This is a genomic window from Nocardioides hwasunensis, from assembly GCF_014779665.1.
Classification (GTDB): Bacteria; Actinomycetota; Actinomycetes; order Propionibacteriales; family Nocardioidaceae; genus Nocardioides; species Nocardioides hwasunensis.
This window is the reverse complement of sequence record NZ_JACXYY010000004.1, coordinates 37,482-53,686: the sequence shown is the minus strand read 5'-3', so window position 1 is coordinate 53,686 and position 16,205 is coordinate 37,482. Positions and strand designations below refer to the sequence as shown.

13 protein-coding genes are annotated in these 16,205 nt (G+C 71.3%); 9 read left to right on the top strand and 4 right to left on the bottom strand.

What is annotated here, in order from left to right:
* Positions 1-30: 30 nt before the first annotated feature.
* Positions 31-4,884 carry an NAD-glutamate dehydrogenase gene (locus IEZ25_RS10180; protein WP_191199327.1) on the top strand — a complete coding sequence of 1,618 codons (4,854 nt, stop codon included), beginning with the start codon at positions 31-33 and terminating at the stop codon, positions 4,882-4,884.
* Between the two features lie 116 nt (positions 4,885-5,000).
* Here the strand turns inward: IEZ25_RS10180 and IEZ25_RS10175 are convergent, their stop codons facing one another.
* Positions 5,001-5,771 carry a sulfite exporter TauE/SafE family protein gene (locus tag IEZ25_RS10175; protein ID WP_191199326.1) on the bottom strand — a complete coding sequence of 257 codons (771 nt, stop codon included), beginning with the start codon at positions 5,769-5,771 and terminating at the stop codon, positions 5,001-5,003.
* On the bottom strand, positions 5,768-6,469 hold the full coding sequence (locus tag IEZ25_RS10170) for a FadR/GntR family transcriptional regulator (RefSeq protein ID WP_191199325.1): 702 nt from the start codon (positions 6,467-6,469) through the stop codon (positions 5,768-5,770). Before IEZ25_RS10170 ends, IEZ25_RS10175 begins: the two co-directional genes overlap by 4 nt.
* A gap of 117 nt (positions 6,470-6,586) precedes the next feature.
* On the opposite strand from IEZ25_RS10170, the gene IEZ25_RS10165 reads away from it, so the two are divergent.
* Genes IEZ25_RS10165 through IEZ25_RS10155 form a run of 3 tightly spaced genes read left to right on the top strand, consistent with a single transcriptional unit; the run spans position 6,587 to position 10,559 of the window.
* Complete coding sequence (locus tag IEZ25_RS10165; protein ID WP_191199324.1) at positions 6,587-7,948, top strand: SLC13 family permease; 1,362 nt, start codon at positions 6,587-6,589, stop codon at positions 7,946-7,948.
* Positions 7,949-7,956: 8 nt separating this feature from the next.
* A complete protein-coding gene (locus tag IEZ25_RS10160; RefSeq protein ID WP_191199323.1) occupies positions 7,957-9,138 on the top strand; it encodes a CaiB/BaiF CoA transferase family protein in 1,182 nt (393 codons plus the stop codon).
* Positions 9,135-10,559, top strand: coding sequence for a carboxyl transferase domain-containing protein (locus IEZ25_RS10155; RefSeq protein WP_191199322.1), 1,425 nt, complete (start codon positions 9,135-9,137; stop codon positions 10,557-10,559). Before IEZ25_RS10160 ends, IEZ25_RS10155 begins: the two co-directional genes overlap by 4 nt.
* A gap of 165 nt (positions 10,560-10,724) precedes the next feature.
* Here IEZ25_RS10155 and ku read toward each other — a convergent pair whose 3' ends face one another.
* Complete coding sequence (gene ku / locus IEZ25_RS10150) at positions 10,725-11,669, bottom strand: non-homologous end joining protein Ku (RefSeq protein ID WP_191199321.1); 945 nt, start codon at positions 11,667-11,669, stop codon at positions 10,725-10,727.
* Between the two features lie 73 nt (positions 11,670-11,742).
* On the opposite strand from ku, the gene ligD (IEZ25_RS10145) reads away from it, so the two are divergent.
* The 5 genes from ligD (IEZ25_RS10145) (at position 11,743) to IEZ25_RS10125 (ending at position 15,324) form a co-directional block, all read left to right on the top strand.
* Entirely contained in the window at positions 11,743-12,657 is a 915-nt protein-coding gene (ligD, locus tag IEZ25_RS10145; protein WP_191199743.1) for a non-homologous end-joining DNA ligase, read from the top strand.
* The gene (gene ligD, locus IEZ25_RS10140) at positions 12,654-13,574 is read left to right on the top strand and encodes a non-homologous end-joining DNA ligase (RefSeq protein ID WP_191199320.1); all 921 of its coding nucleotides are present in this window, start codon (positions 12,654-12,656) and stop codon (positions 13,572-13,574) included. The genes ligD (IEZ25_RS10145) and ligD (IEZ25_RS10140) overlap by 4 nt, the downstream gene beginning before the upstream one ends.
* 154 nt (positions 13,575-13,728) lie before the next feature.
* Complete coding sequence (locus tag IEZ25_RS10135; protein WP_191199319.1) at positions 13,729-13,875, top strand: hypothetical protein; 147 nt, start codon at positions 13,729-13,731, stop codon at positions 13,873-13,875.
* A 22-nt stretch (positions 13,876-13,897) separates the two neighbouring features.
* Positions 13,898-14,587 carry a response regulator transcription factor gene (locus IEZ25_RS10130; RefSeq protein WP_191199318.1) on the top strand — a complete coding sequence of 230 codons (690 nt, stop codon included), beginning with the start codon at positions 13,898-13,900 and terminating at the stop codon, positions 14,585-14,587.
* A gap of 14 nt (positions 14,588-14,601) precedes the next feature.
* Positions 14,602-15,324, top strand: coding sequence for a DUF6891 domain-containing protein (locus tag IEZ25_RS10125; protein ID WP_191199317.1), 723 nt, complete (start codon positions 14,602-14,604; stop codon positions 15,322-15,324).
* Between the two features lie 13 nt (positions 15,325-15,337).
* On the opposite strand, the gene IEZ25_RS10120 is transcribed toward IEZ25_RS10125, so the two are convergent.
* Positions 15,338-16,195 carry an NmrA family NAD(P)-binding protein gene (locus tag IEZ25_RS10120; RefSeq protein WP_191199316.1) on the bottom strand — a complete coding sequence of 286 codons (858 nt, stop codon included), beginning with the start codon at positions 16,193-16,195 and terminating at the stop codon, positions 15,338-15,340.
* Positions 16,196-16,205: the final 10 nt, after the last annotated feature.

Here is a 16,205-nt window from a genome sequence, read left to right as displayed (position 1 = left end):
CGCTCACACGCCGGGTTCTAGTGTCGGAGCGTGGCGACGCCGGAGGAGATCAAGGACCAACAGCTCGACGCCGCGACGCAGGCCCGCCCCGAGTGGGGCGACCTGCTGCGCAGCTACTACCGACACGTGGCTCCCGAGGAGGTCGACGAACGATCACCCGAGGACCTGTTCGGCGCCCTGGCCTCGCACCGCGAGCTCGGTGTCTCGCGCCCGCAGGGCACGGCGGCGGTCCGGGTGGTGACGCCCACCAGCGCCGAGTCCGGCTGGTCCGCGGCGGGTCGCTCGGTCGTCGAGGTCGTCACCGACGACATGCCCTTCCTCGTCGACTCGGTGACGATGGAGCTCAACCGGCTCGGTCACAACGTGCACTCGGTGATCCACCCGCAGTTCAACGTCGAGCGCGACATCACCGGCGAGCTCCAGCACGTCCACGCCCAGGAGCCCGACGACGATGACCGGGACGGCGCCGAGTCGTGGATGCACGTCGAGATCGACCGCACCGACGAGGAGGAGGCCGCGGCCGTCACGGAGGGCCTCCAGCGGGTGCTGCGCGACGTCCGCGAGTCGGTCGAGGACTGGGAGAAGATGCACGCCCAGGCCCTCTCGGTGGTGGCCGAGCTCGACGAGAGCCCCCCGCCGCTGCCGGCTGCCGAGCTGCGGCAGGGTCGCGACTTCCTCACCTGGCTGGCCAACGACCACTTCACCTTCCTCGGCTACCGCGAGTACGCGCTGGAGACCGACGAGGGTGACCCCGACGAGTGCGGGCTGCGCGCCGTTCCCGGCTCCGGCCTGGGCATCCTGCGCCACGACCAGGACCTGTCCAGCGCCTTCGCCAAGCTGCCTCCGCTGGTGAAGGCCAAGGCACGGGAGAAGACGCTGCTGGTGCTGGCGAAGGCCAACTCCCGCGCCACGGTCCACCGCCCGGCGTACCTCGACTACGTCGGGGTCAAGACGTTCGGCCCCGACGGTGAGGTCGTCGGCGAGCGCCGGTTCCTCGGCCTCTTCTCCAGCGCTGCCTACACCGAGTCGGTGACCCGCATCCCGGTCCTGCGCGAGAAGGTCCACGAGGTCGTACGACGTGCGGGCTCCGACCCGCGCAGCCACGCCGGCAAGGCGCTGATGGACACCCTCGAGAACTACCCGCGCGACGAGCTCTTCCACACCTCGCCGGCCGACCTCGCCCCGGTGGTGCAGGACGTCATGTTCGCGCGCCAGCGCCGACAGCTGCGGGCGTTCGTGCGCCGCGACACCTACGGTCGCTACGTCTCCGTGCTCGTCTACCTCCCGCGCGATCGCTACAGCACCGCGGTGCGTGAGCGCTTCTCCGCGATCCTGCGCGACGACCTCGGGGGCGAGCACGTTGAGTTCACCGCGCGGGTCAACGAGTCGACCAGCGCGCGCGTGCACTTCGTGGTGCACCCGCCCAAGGGCCAGCAGATCCCCGAGATCGACGTCGCCGACCTCGAGCGCCGCCTCATCGAGGCCTCGCGCTCCTGGCGCGAGGACTTCATGGCCACCGTCGTGTCCGACTGGGGCGAGGACCGCGGTGCCCAGCTCGCGCGCGCCTGGGCCGACGCGTGGCCGGAGGCCTACAAGGAGGACTACAACCCCCAGCGTGCCTCCGCCGACCTCGGTCGGATCGAGGCCATCGAGGGCGAGGAGGGGATCGACCTCGCGCTCTTCGACCAGGACGAGCAGCGCGGGCGCTACCGACGTGGCGAGTCGCGGCTCAAGGTCTTCCGGGTCGGCGAGCCGCTGTCGCTCTCGACCATGCTCCCCATGCTGACCTCGATGGGCGTCGAGGTCGTCGACGAGCGGCCCTACGAGCTCACGGGTCTGTCCCGACCGTCGTTCATCTACGAGTTCGGGCTGCGCCACGGGCGGGTCCTGCCGCCGCGCGAGCGGACGCTGTTCGCCGAGGCGCTGGCGGCGGTCTGGAACGGCTTCAACGAGATCGACGGGTTCAACAACCTGGTCCTGGCCGCGGGGCTGACCTGGCGCCAGGCCACGGTGTTGCGGGCCTACGCGAAGTATCTCAAGCAGGGCAACTCGCCCTTCGCCCTCGACTACATCGAGGAGGCGCTGCGCAGCAACGTCGACATCACGCGCCTGCTCGTCGACCTGTTCGAGTCGCGCTTCGACCCGGGCCGCGACGACCGCGCGCTCGAGGCCGACGCCGAGGCCCGGGTGGCACGGGTCGAGGCGATCGAGGACAAGCTGGCCAAGGCGCTCGACGAGGTCGTCAGCCTCGACCACGACCGCATCCTGCGGTCCTACCGGACGCTGGTCCGCGCGACCCTGCGCACCAACTTCTTCCAGCGCGACGCCGACGGAGACGTCCACCCCTACATCTCGTTCAAGCTCGAGCCGTCGGCCATCCCCGACCTGCCCGAGCCGCGCCCGCGGTTCGAGATCTTCGTCTACAGCCCTCGTGTCGAGGGATCACACCTGAGGTTCGGTCCGGTCGCCCGCGGCGGCCTGCGCTGGTCGGACCGACGCGACGACTTCCGCACCGAGGTGCTCGGCCTGGTCAAGGCGCAGATGGTGAAGAACACCGTCATCGTGCCGGTCGGGTCGAAGGGGGCGTTCTTCTGCAAGCAGCTGCCCGACCCCGCGGAGCGCGACGCGTGGCTGGCCGAGGGCGTGGCCTGCTACAAGACCTTCATCTCGGGCCTGCTCGACATCACCGACAACCTCGTCGACGGCGAGACCGTGCCGCCGCGCGAGGTGGTCCGCCACGACGGCGACGACTCCTACCTGGTGGTCGCCGCGGACAAGGGCACCGCGACCTTCTCCGACATCGCCAACGGTGTGGCCAAGGACTACGGCTTCTGGCTCGGCGACGCCTTCGCGTCCGGCGGCTCGGTCGGCTACGACCACAAGGCGATGGGCATCACGGCCAAGGGTGCATGGGTCTCGGTGCAGCGACACTTCCGGGAGATGGGGGTCGACTGCCAGACCGAGGACTTCACGGCCGTCGGCATCGGCGACATGTCCGGCGACGTCTTCGGCAACGGGATGCTGTGCTCGGAGCACACCCGGCTGGTCGCCGCCTTCGACCACCGCGACATCTTCATCGACCCGGCGCCCGACGCCGCGACGTCGTACGCCGAGCGGCGCCGGCTCTTCGAGCTGCCGAGATCGAGCTGGAAGGACTACGACACCTCGCTGATCTCCGACGGTGGTGGGGTCTGGCCGCGCTCGGCCAAGTCGATCCCGGTGTCGCCGCAGGTGTGCGAGGCGCTCGGGCTGCCGTCGTCGACCACGGCCATGACGCCGGCCGAGCTGATGAGGGCGATCCTCCTCGCGCCCGTCGACCTGCTCTGGAACGGCGGCATCGGCACCTATGTCAAGGCCTCGGAGGAGACCGACGCCCACGCAGGTGACAAGGCCAACGACGCCATCCGCGTCAACGGCGGGGACCTCCGCGCCCGGTGCATCGGCGAGGGCGGCAACCTCGGATTCACCCAGCTCGGCCGCGTGGAGTACGCCCGCGAGGGTGTCGGCGGCAGCGGTGGGCGGATGAACACCGACTTCATCGACAACTCGGCCGGTGTCGACACCTCCGACCACGAGGTCAACATCAAGATCCTGCTCGACCGGGTCGTGCGCGCCGGTGGGATGGACGAGGAGGCACGCAACGCCCTGCTCGCCGCGATGACCGACGAGGTCGGCGAGCTGGTGCTGAAGGACAACTACGAGCAGAACCTCGCTCTCGCCAACGCCGAGGCACACGCCCCCTCGCTGCTCCACGTCCACGAGGACTGGATGCGTGCGCTGGAGAAGCGGGGCGTGCTCAACCGCGACCTCGAGGCACTGCCGACCACCCGGCAGGTCAAGCGCCGGCTCGACCGCAAGCAGGCGCTGTCCGGACCCGAGCTGTCGGTGCTGATGGCGTGGACCAAGATCGTGCTCGCCGACGAGCTCGTCGAGTCCGACCTGCCCGACGACCCCTACCTCAGCGAGGACCTCCTCGGCTACTTCCCCAGCCGGATGAAGCCGGACCTGGTGGCGGCGATGGAGGACCACCCGCTGCGACGCGAGATCATCGTGACCCAGGTCGTCAACGACCTGGTCAACGGCGCCGGCATGACCTTCTGGCCACGCCTGGCGGGGGAGACGGGCGCCAGCGCGGCCGACCTCACCCGCGCCAACTTCGTGGCTCGCGAGATCTTCGGGTCGCTCTCGCTGCGCCAGGAGATCGCCGCGCTCGACAACCAGGTCCCGGCCGAGCGCCAGACCCGGATGCGGATCGAGATGCGTACGCTCGTCGAGCGGGCCTCACGCTGGCTGGTGACCACCCGTCGGCCTCCGCTCGACTCCCGGGCGACCGTCGACTTCTTCCGCGAGCGGGTCCAGTCGGTGCTGGGCGAGCTGCCCGGCATCATGAGCGGTCGCGAGCTCGACGACTACCGCGCGCGCGAGAAGCGGCTCACCGACCACGGCATCGGCGCGGACCTCGCCTCACGCGTGGCGGCCCTCGCGCCGGCGTACGCCCTGCTCGGGATCGTGGAGACCGCCGACCGTCTCGACCTCGACCCGGTCGAGGTGGCACGCGTCCACTTCGCGCTGGGGGAGCGGCTGGGCCTGCCCGCCCTCGTGGAGCGGATCTTCGCGCTGCCGCGCGACGACCGCTGGCAGACCATGGCGCGGGCCGCCGTGCGCGACGACCTCTACGGCGTCCACCAGCAGCTCACGGCGCAGGTGCTGGAGTCGACCAGCGCGGACGACTCCGCCCCGGCCCGGGTCGCTGCGTGGGAGAACGCCGACGAGGAGCTGGTCGGCCGCTCGGCCGCCACCCTCGAGGAGATCTGCCGCGAGGAGACCGCCGAGCTGGCTCGCCTGTCCGTCGGGCTGCGGGTGGTGCGCGGCCTGCTGTCGTGACCGGCGTACGTCATGGCGACCGGTCGCCCGCGCGGCCACCTGCCATGACGTACGTCGACGACGTCATGGTTGCCGGTCGTCTGCGCGACCGTCGGCCATGACGTCCCGGTCGAGGCTCAGAACAGCAGGATCGCGGCCACGACACCGGCCGCGACGACCGACCAGCGGAACACTCCGTCGGGGAGCCGTCTGCCGATGACGGCACCGAGGTAGCCGCCGATCATCGAGCCCGCGGCGAGGAGGCCGACCACGTCCCAGCGGGGCTCGGCCACGAAGACGAAGATCAGGCCCGCCACGATGTTGCCGACCATCAGCGACAGCGTCTTGAGGCCGTTGACGATGCGCAGCTCGAGGTCGGTGCCAAGGCCCAGGACCGCCACCATCATCACCCCCGCGCCGGCGCCGAAGTAGCCGCCGTAGACCCCCGTGACGGTGGCGAAGAAGGTCGTCAGCGGCGACATGCTGCGTCGCTCGGAGAGCTGCTCGCCGTGGCGTCGCTCGTGCCGGGCCCGCAGCCACCGCGCGACCCGGGGCTGGACGCCGACCAGCAGGCAGGTGAAGAGGATGAGGAAGGGCACGACCGCCTCGAAGACGCCCGGCGGCAGCCCGAGCAGCAGCGCCGCTCCGAGCACCGCCCCGATCGCGCACACCAGCGCGATGACCCACGCCAGTCGGCCGGCCTCCCGCACCTCCTGGCGGTAGCCCGCCACGCCACCGAGCCCGGCGGGGATGAGGCCGAGGGTGTTGGAGACGTTGGCGACCACCGGCGGCAGGCCCAGCCCGACGAGGATCGGGAAGCTCAGCAGGGACGCGACGCCGACCGTCGAGGAGAGCACGCCGGCGCCGAGCCCGGCCGCGACGACCAGGAGGATGTCGGTCGGACTCACGGCCGGTCGCGCAGGAGTGCGACGTCGCTGACCATCTCGACGTGGGCGTGCATGGCAGCGGCAGCGGCCGCGGGATCGCCGGCGCGGATCGCCTCGGCGATGGCGCGGTGTCCGGCCAGCGAGTCCTGGGGACGCCCGGGCTGACCCAGTGACTCCAGCCGGGTCTCCTTGACCAGGTCGCCGATCTCGTCCATCAGCCGGGCCAGCAGCAGCGAGTGGGACGCCGCCGTGACGGCGCCGTGGAAGCGCTCGTCACCCTCGACCCCGCGACCGCCGGCGTCGATGTCGGCCGCCATGAAGTCCAGCGCGTCGTCGATGCGGGCCAGGTCGTCGTCGGTGCGCCGGATCGCGGCGAGCGAGGCGATCTTGGTCTCCAGCGCGTCCCGGGTCTCGATGATCTCCGGGAGCCGGTCGGCGTGGCTGCGGATCGCCTCGACGATGCGGGTCGACTGGCCGTGACGTGCGGTGACCGCCGTCCCGTCGCCGTGGCGGACCTCCACGACGCCGACCACCTCGAGCGCCACGAGGGCCTGGCTCAGGGTCGCGCGGCTCACGCCCAGCCGCTGGGCGAGCTCGCGCTCCGGCGGCAGCCTGTCGCCGGTGGTGAGGCCGTTGTCGGAGATCCACGAGGAGATCTGTTCGGCGACCTGCTCGTAGAGGCGCGTGCGCAGTAACCGTGGTGGAAACGACTCGGACATGACGACACCCTATTGACGATCGGCTCATTGTCCTATTGGCTAGGCCACTGAGCCAACCTCGTGACGAGGGTCACCCCGGGACCCAGCCGAGCGGTTCTCGAATCGGAGGTCTCGACTATGGGTCCGGAATGGATCGCGATCCTCGCGCTGGTCGCGTTGTTCGTGATCGGCACCTTGCTGCCGATCAACATGGGAGCGCTGGCCTACGTCGCCGCGTGGCTCGTCGGGATGTACTCCCTCGGCCTCGACGAGAAGGAGATCCTGGGCGGCATCAGCGCCGACCTGGTGCTCACCCTCATCGGCGTCACCTACCTCTTCGCCATCGCCAGGCAGAACGGCACGGTCGACCTGATCGTGAGGACGGCCGTCTCGTCCGTGGGTGGCCGGGTGGCACTGATCCCGTGGGTGATGTTCGCCGTCACCGCCGTGATCACCGCGATCGGCGCCGCGAGCCCTGCCGCGTGCGCCATCATCGGCCCGATCGCCCTCGGCTTCGCCGGGCGCTACCGCATCAGCCCGCTGATGATGGGCATGATGGTCGTGCACGGCGCCCAGGCGGGTGGCTTCTCGCCGATCTCGATCTACGGCACGATCACCAACTCCGTGATGGAGGACGCCGGTCTCGGCTCCTCCCCGATGATCGTGTTCCTCTCCAGCCTCGCGGTGAACACCGTGATGGCTGCGATCCTCTTCGTCGTCCTCGGTGGGCGCAAGCTGATGACGCTGCGCATGGACGCCGACGGCGAGCTCGTCCCGGCCGGTGGCGGCACCGCGGCCGAGGGCGGCGCGGGCGGCGTGGCGAAGCGCCCCGACCACTCCGACGCCCGCTCGGCCACCGGCGCGAGCCCGACGACCGGCACGCCCAACGCCGACGACGCCGGCTCCACCCTGGAGCACGCCCTGACGCTGGTCGCGTTCGTCGCCGTCGCCGTCGTGGCGCTGGTCTTTGACAAGAACATCGGCTTCGCCGCCATCACCGCGGCCGTCGTGCTGTCGATCCTGACGCCGAAGGCCTACAAGGACACCGTCAAGCAGATCGCGTGGCCGACCGTCCTGCTGGTCGCCGGCGTGAGCACGTACGCCACGATCCTCACCGCCGCGGGCTCGCCGGAGTTCGTCGGCAAGTGGGCCGCCGGGCTGGGCGCGGCCGCCATCGGCGCGCTGATCCTCTGCTACGTCGGCGGCATCGTCTCGGCGTTCGCGTCCTCGACGGCACTGCTCCCGGTGATCATCCCGATCGCCATCCCGCTCATCGGCGAGGGCGGCCTCTCCGCAGGCCTCTTCGTCGCGGCGCTCGCGGTCAGCTCGACGATCGTCGACGTGAGCCCCTTCTCCACCAACGGCGCGCTGATGCTCGCCAACAAGCCCGACACCGTCGACGAGACCAGCTACTACAAGCAGATCCTCGGCTACGGCGTCATCGTCACCCTGGTCGGGCCACTGCTCGTCTGGGCCGCCCTCGTCCTCCCTGGATGGTGAACCCCCTCATGACCGGACCCCTCTCCGACCTCCTCGTCGTCGACCTCACCCGCGCCCTCGCGGGCCCGCACGCCACCCAGATGCTCGGCGACCTCGGCGCCCGCGTGGTCAAGGTGGAGGCGCCCGGCAGCGGCGACGACACCCGCGGCTGGGGGCCGCCGTTCGTCGGCGAGCCCGACGCCCGCCAGTCGACGTACTTCCTCTGCACCAACCGCAACAAGGAGTCCATCGCGCTGGACCTCAAGGACGAGTCCGACCGGGACGTCCTGCTGGGGCTGGTCGACCGCGCCGACGTGCTGGTGGAGAACTTCCGCACCGGCGTGCTCGAGCGGCTCGGCCTCGGCATCGAGGAGCTGATGCGCCGCAACCCACGGCTGGTCGTCCTCTCGATCACCGGTTTCGGCCACGACGGCCCCGAGGGCGGTCGCGCCGGCTACGACCAGATCGCGCAGGGCGAGGCCGGCCTGATGTCGCTGACCGGGTCGGGGCCCGACGACCCGCAGCGCGTCGGCGTGCCGATCGCGGACCTGCTGTCCGGGATGTACGGCGCCTACGGCATCCTCGCCGCCCTCCACGAGCGGCACGAGACCGGCAAGGGACAGGTCGTGCGTACGTCGCTGCTGGCCTCCGTCGTCGGGGTGCACGCCTTCCAGGGCACGCGCTGGACCGTCGCCGGCGAGGTCGGGCGGGCGCAGGGGAACCACCACCCGTCGATCGCGCCCTACGGGCTGTTCCGCTGCCGCGACGGCGCGGTGCAGATCGCGCTCGGCAGCGAGGGACTCTGGAAGAAGTTCTGCGCGGGCTTCGGCCTCGACCCCGACGCCGACGGGCTCGCCACCAACGGCGAGCGGGTCGGTGAGCGCGAGCGGGTGATCGAGGTGGTCGAGGCGGTGTTCGCCGACTGGGACGCCGAGCCGCTGCTGGCCCGGCTGGCCGAGGTCGGCGTGCCCGCCGGCAAGGTGCGCAGCCTCGACGAGGTCTACGAGTGGGACCAGGTCGCCAGCCAGGGCCTGCTCGTCGACGTCGAGCACCCGACGCTGGGCGGGATCACGCTGCCCGGACCGCCGCTGCGGTTCTTCGACGCCGAGGGCGCCGAGGTCACCCGTCGCGATCACGCCGCGCCGCCGCTGCTCGACCAGCACGCCGACGAGATCCGTGCCTGGGTGGCCTCCGAGGAGGAGGCTCGGTGACGAAGCGCTGGACCGCAGCAGAGCTGCTCGACCTGGTGCTGGACGAGGGCACGTTCGTCTCGTGGGACGAGCCGATCGACACCTCGTACGCCGATCCCGACTACCGCGCGGCCCTCGAGGCGGCGGCCGAGAAGGCGGGCACCGACGAGTCCGTGCTGACCGGACGCGGCGAGGTCCGCGGCCGCCCGGTGGCGGTCGTGGTCAACGAGTTCCGCTTCCTCGCCGGCTCGATCGGTCGGGTCGCGGCCGACCGGATCACCGCCGCGGTGCGCCGTGCCACCGCCGAGGGGCTGCCGCTGATGGCCAGCACGGCGTCCGGCGGGACCCGGATGCAGGAGGGCACGCCCGCCTTCGTGCGGATGGTCGAGATCTCCCGCGCGCTGATGGACCACCGCGCGGCGGGCCTGCCCTACCTCGTCCACCTGCGCCACCCCACGACCGGAGGCGTCTACGCCTCGTGGGGATCCCTCGGCCACGTGACCGTCGCCGAGCCGGGCGCGCTGGTCGGCTTCCTCGGTCCGAAGGTCTACGAGGGTCTCAACGGTCGCCCGTTCCGGCCCGGGGTGCAGGTGGCGGAGAACCTCGCCGCCACCGGCGTCATCGACGGAGTCGTCGACGCCGAGCACCTCCCCGAGATGGTCGACTCCGCGCTCGCGGTGCTCGTCGACGGCCCCGGCCCGGGCCGGCTGCCCGCGCGGGAGGCGCACACGATCGGCGACCACACCGCGTGGGACAGCGTCGAGCGCACCCGACGTACGGACCGGGCGGGCGTGCGCGACCTCCTCGCGCACGGAGCCACCGGGACGCTCCAGCTGCGTGGCACCGACGAGGGCGAGCGCGACTCCAGCGTCCTGGTGGCGCTGACCCGGCTCGACGACCAGCCCTGCGTGCTGATCGGCCAGGACCGCTCCCGTCAGACGCCCGGCCACGCGATGGGTCCCGGCGCGCTGCGCGAGGCACGCCGCGGGATGCGGCTGGCGCAGGAGCTCGGCCTGCCGCTCGTCAGCGTCATCGACACCCCGGGCGCCGAGCTCTCGCCCGAGGCCGAGGAGCGTGCGATCGCCGGCGAGATCGCCCGGTGCATCGCCACCCTGACGACGATGACGGTCCCGACGGTGTCGGTGATCCTGGGGCAGGGCTGCGGGGGAGGGGCGCTCGCCTTCCTCCCCGCCCGGGTGGTCGTGGCGACCGAGCACGCGTGGCTCTCGCCGCTGCCTCCCGAGGGTGCCAGCCTCATCGTGCACGGCGACGTCACCCATGCAGCCGACATGGCCACGCGTCAGCGCGTCCGGGCGGCCGACCTGCTCGCCGACGGTGTCGTCCAGCACGTCGTGCCCGAGGTCGACGGGGAGACGCCGGCCGACCTCGCCGTCGCGGTGGCCGCCGAGATCGGCGCCAGGCTGCGGGCCATGACGTCCTGAGCGGGCGGTGAGTGAGACATCTTCCGCACGTCCGGAACATGTCTCACTCACCGCCGATCGCCCTGCGCCCTAGCCAGCGGTGCGTGACGCAGGTTCTGCAGAGGCAGAACATGTCTCACTCACCGCCCACGGCACGGGTATGACGACCGCGCGCCGGCGGCAGGCTCAGCTGGCCTTCTTCGCCGCGGCCTTCTTGGTGGTGGACTTCTTCGCTGCCGACTTCTTGGCGGCGGCCTTCTTCGCTGGAGCCTTCTTGGTCGAGGTCTTCTTGGCAGCCGACTTCTTCGCCGCGGGCGTGGACCCCGACTCCGAGTCGGCGTCCTCGCCGCGGGCGTTCTTCGCTGCAGCCACCGACTTCTGCAGCGCGGCCAGCAGGTCGACGACCTCGCCGGAGGTCTTGGTCGAGGTCTCGGTGCGCTTGATCTCGCCACCCTCGATCTTCGACTTCACCAGGGCCTCGACGGCTCCGGCGTAGTCGTCCTCGAACTCGCTGGCGTCGAAGTCGCCCGCGAGGGTCTCGACGAGCATGTGGGCCATCTTGACCTCCGACGGCTTGGCGTCGTCGACCTCGACCTTGAAGTCGGGGACACGGACCTCGTCGGGCCACATCATCGTCTGGAGCACGATGACCTCGCCGGCCTCGGTCTCGCGCACCCGGAGCACCGCGATGGTCGTGCGTTGGCGCAGGGCGACGGTCACGACGGCCATCCGGTCGGCGTCCTTGAGCGCCTGGCGCAGCAGCGCGTAGGGCTTGGCGCCCTGGCCCTCGGGCTCGAGGTAGTAGGACTTCTCGAACAGCAGCGGGTCGATCTGCTCGCGCGGCACGAACTTCTCCACGGCGATCTCTCGCGACGACGTCGACGGCAGCTCGGCCATGTCGTCGTCGGTCAGGATGACCATCTCGCCGTCCTCGGTCTCGTAGCCCTTCGCGATGTCGGCGTAGGCCACCTCCTCGCCGTCGAGGGAGCAGATCCGCTGGTACTTCACGCGGCCGCCGTCCTTGGCGTGCACCTGTCGGAAGGACACGTCGTGGCTCTCGGTCGCGGCGTACAGCTTGACCGGGACGCTCACCAGGCCGAAGGAGACCGCACCCTTCCAGATCGCTCTCATGCGACGACGATATCCCTCCGCGCCGACACAGGGGACCGGCCGACCGACCTGATTGACTGCAGTCGTGCGCCCGATGCTCGCCAGCAAGACCGACCGCGTGCCCACGGGCGCGCAGTGGCTGCACGAGGTCAAGTGGGACGGCGTACGCGTGCTGGTCGACGTCCGCGACGGCGTGGCGCGGATGACCAGCCGCAACGACAACGACGTCACCGCTGCGTGGCCCGAGCTGAGCGCCGCCCCGCTGGGTGAGCGCGACCTGATGGTCGACGGAGAGGTGATCGCGCTCAACGAGCGCGGCGTCCCCGACTTCCGCGTGCTCCAGCACCGCATGCACCTGCGCAACGCCACGGAGGTCGCGCGGCTGGTGAGGACCGTGCCCGCGACGCTGATGGTCTTCGACCTGCTGCGCCTCGACGGCGAGGACCTCACCGGTCGCCCCCTCGAGGAGCGACGCGCAGTCCTCGAGGAGCTCCCGCTCGCCGAGTCGACCTGGCAGGTGCCACCGGCGTACCACGACGGCGAGATGCTGTTCGCTGCCACCCTGCAGCAGGGGCTCGAGGGCGTGGTCAGCAAACGGCGCTCCTCGCGCTACCGCTTCGACCACCGCAGCGAGGACTGGCGCAAGCTGGCCCACCGCCATCGAGGCTCGTTCGTCGTCGGTGGCTGGCGCCCCCAGGTCGGGACGACGGACCGGTTGGCCGCGCTGCTCGTCGGCGAGCAGACCCCCGACGGCCTGCTCTACCGCGGTCGTGTGGGCAGCGGGATCGCCGGCGCCACCAGCAAGCGGCTCGCAGACCTGCTGGCTCCGCTGGCCCGGGACACCGCCCCGTTCGCCGACCAGGTGCCGCGCGTCGACGCCGCCGGCACGTTCTGGGTCGAGCCGCGCGTCGTCGTCGACGTCGACACCCACGGCCTCGGCTACGAGCGGCTGCGCCAGCCGTCGTTCCAGGGCGTGCGCGACGACCTCGACCCAGAGGACCTCCCATGAGCCCGGCCACGGGCAACGAGGTCCATGTCGACGTCGAGGGCCGCACCCTGACGATCAGCAACCTCGACAAGGTCCTCTACCCGCGCACCGGGACCACCAAGGGCGAGGTGCTCAACTACTACGCCCAGGTCTCGCCGGTGCTGCTGCCGCACCTGAAGGACCGCGCCGTCACCCGGATCCGCTGGCCCCACGGCGTGGAGGGGTCGAGCTTCTTCGAGAAGAACGCACCTGCCGGCACGCCGTCGTGGGTGCGTACGGCCACCGTCTCCACCACCGGCTCGCGCACCGGCACGGGCGACGGCACCCTGCGCTTCCCGATCTGCGACGACCTCGCCACGCTGACCTGGCTGGCCAACCTCGCGGCGCTCGAGCTGCACGTGCACCAGTGGACGGTCGACGCGAAGGGCCGCCCGCGCAAGCCCGACCGCCTCGTCATCGACCTCGACCCGGGCGAGCCGGCCGGGCTGCACGAGTGCGCGCAGGTGGCGCTGCTGGTGCGCGCCGCCCTCGCCGAGCGCGACCTGGGCTGTACGCCGGTCATGAGCGGTAGCAAGGGCCTGCACCTCTACGCTCCGCTCCCCGCGACCGGCCGCAGCAGCCTCGACAGCGACGGCACCACCGCGCTGGCCAAGGAGGTCGCCGAGGTGCTTCAGCAGGAGCACGCCGACCTGGTGACCGCCACCATGACCAAGGCCAAGCGGCCGGGGAAGGTCTTCTTGGACTGGTCGCAGAACTCGGGCTCGAAGACGACCGTGTCGCCCTACTCCCTGCGCGGGCGCGAGCGACCGACCGTGGCCGCGCCGCTGACGTGGGACGAGGTCGAGGCCGGTGCCGACGACGAGCTGGCGCTCGCGCAGCTCAGCCTCGACCAGGTGCTCGAGCGGGTTGCGGAGCTCGGCGACGTCTTCGAGGCCTGACGACGTCCCGGCACGCCCAAGGGGTGGACAGATTTCTTGAGCGATTCTTGATCCCCCGAACGTGCCCGCTCGTGCCCGTCCTCTTCCGAAACATTTCCGTCCTGTGACCACGACGAGGGTCCCGTGTGGATCGCGCGGACGCATGATTTTCCACATGTCCCGCTTCCTGCTGATTCCCATCGCCGTGGCCTTGGCCGCCGGTGGCGTCATGCTCGGCCCCGGTGAGGACGCGCCCGCCGCGCCGACCTACACCGCGGTCGCCCCGGTGTCCGACTCGGGGATTCACGTCACCATCCGCTGACCCGCCCTCTATGCTCGTCGGCATGGTGCACGACGTGCTGGTGGTGGAGGACGAGGAAGACATCGCCCTTCCGCTGATGCGCACCCTGGAACGTGAGGGCTACCAGGTCACTCGGGTCTCGGGTGGGGCAGAAGCGGTCTCGCTCGCGATCGGCGAAGGACCGGCCGTGGTCATCCTCGATCTCGGCCTTCCCGACATGGACGGCATCGACGTCTGTCGCCAGATGAGATCTGGTGGATACCTCGGCGGAATCATCATGGTCACCGCCCGCGCCGGCGAGCTCGACCGGGTCGTGGGCCTCGACGTCGGAGCCGACGACTACCTCGCCAAGCCCTTCGGCCTCGCCGAGCTCCTGGCGCGTGTGCGGGCGCTGCTGCGACGCAGCACGGTCGCCCCGCAGGACGACACCACCGTCACCACCTCGTCCGGGCTGAAGATCGACGCCGCCTCGCGCCGCGTGCACCTCGGCGAGCGGGAGATCGCGCTGACGGCCAAGGAGTTCGACGTCCTGGCCGTGCTCGCGTCGAACCACGACAAGGTCGTGCCACGCGAGACCCTGATGAACCAGGTCTGGGACCAGAACTGGTACGGCTCGACCAAGACCCTCGACGTCACCATCGGTCGGCTGCGCAGCAAGCTCGAGGCCGCCGAGGCCGGCGAGCGTGTCGTCGCCATCCGGGGCGTCGGGTTCCGGCTCGAGACCGGCAGCTGACGCCGCGACCTCCCGTGAGATTCCTCGACCGCTTCCGTCGTACGCCGAGCGAGCCCGACGGGCCGGCCGGCGTGGTGCTGCTCGACGACGATATCAGCGACGACGAGGTGCGTGAGGCCGTGCGAGCCAGGGTCCTCCCTGGGTTCATGGACCGTTCCGACGTCCTGGTGGCCGTCGGCGACTACTTCGAGGCCGAGGGCGACCCCCGTGTCGAGCGGATCGTCGGCGAGGTGTGGGACGGGCGGCTCGCGGAGCAGGCCGGTTGGACGGGGCCCGGTCAGTACGACCAGGTGGAGGCCGCGTTCGCCGACCTGGCCCAGCAGGGCGTGGTGGCCCGGATGGACTTCACCTGCTGCCAGACCTGCGGGACCACCGAGATCGACGACGAGCGCACGCCGCTCACCGACGCGCCCGCGGGCGAGTACCCCTTCCGTGAGTGGGGCTACACGTTCTTTCATCAGCAGGACGCGGAGCGTCTGGCCGACGACTCCTCCACGCTCTACCTCAGCTACAGCACCTTCGTGCCCGCCCCTGAGGTCGATGCGTCGGTGGTGCAGCGGTGGCGCGACGGCGACGCCTCGCTGCGCGACGAGGTCGTCGCCGCCAGCGACACCACCGTCGGTCGGCTCGTCGCGGATGCCCTGCGTGCGCGGGGCCTCGACGTCCAGTGGGACGGCAGCCCCGCGGCGCGGATCGCGGTCACCATCACGGACTGGCGCAAGCCCCTCCCCGCCTGACCCGACGTCGGCGCTACCGCTCGGCCGCGACGGCCAGCGCGTCGCGAGCGCTGCGCGGCTCGCGGCCGAGGAGCTCCCCGAGCAGGGGCGTGGCGCCGGCGAAGAACCCGTCGCGCGCAGCGTCGTACATCCCGACGCTGAACCGGGCGGCCGGCTCGGGCTGCCCGGCCTCGACCTGGGCCGTGACCCAGTCCTCGGCGTCCACGACCTCGAGGGTGATGGGGCGACCGGCCAGCTGTGAGGCGGTCTCCGCGAGCTCGGCGAACGTCGGCGCCGCCGGAGCGGTGAGCGTGGTGGGCCCGTCGTACGCACCGGGCGCTAGGAGGACGGCCGCCGCAGCCTCGGCGACGTCCTCGCGTGCCGTCCACGAGACCTGGCCGTCGGCAGGCACGGTGACCACCCCGGTTTTGCGCCACGGACCGAGGGCCCACTCGAGGGTGTGCGCGTAGAACCCGTTGCGGAGCGAGGTCCACGGCAGCCCGGACGCGGCCAGCAGGTCCTCGGTGGTGGCGTGCACCCGAGCGGGAGCGAACGGCGACTCGTGCGCCGCGCCTTGGTGGCTGGTGTAGAGGATCCGGCCGACGCCGGCCGTCACCGCAGCAGTGATCGCGGCCTCGTGCAGCGCGACCGTGTCGACCTGACGGTCGTTCGAGGAGACCAGCAGCAGCTGGTCGGCGCCGGCGAACGCCGCCGGCAGCGAGGCGTTGTCGGCGTAGCCACCCTCGCGCACCTCGACTCCCCGGTCGGCGAAGCGCTGGGCGCGGGCGCGATCCCGCACGACGACGGCAACGTCCGTGGCAAGGAGGCGCTCCAGCAGGTGGTCGACGGTCGCCCCGTTGAGGGCTCCGGTGGCTCCAGTCACGATGATCATGGGAACTCCT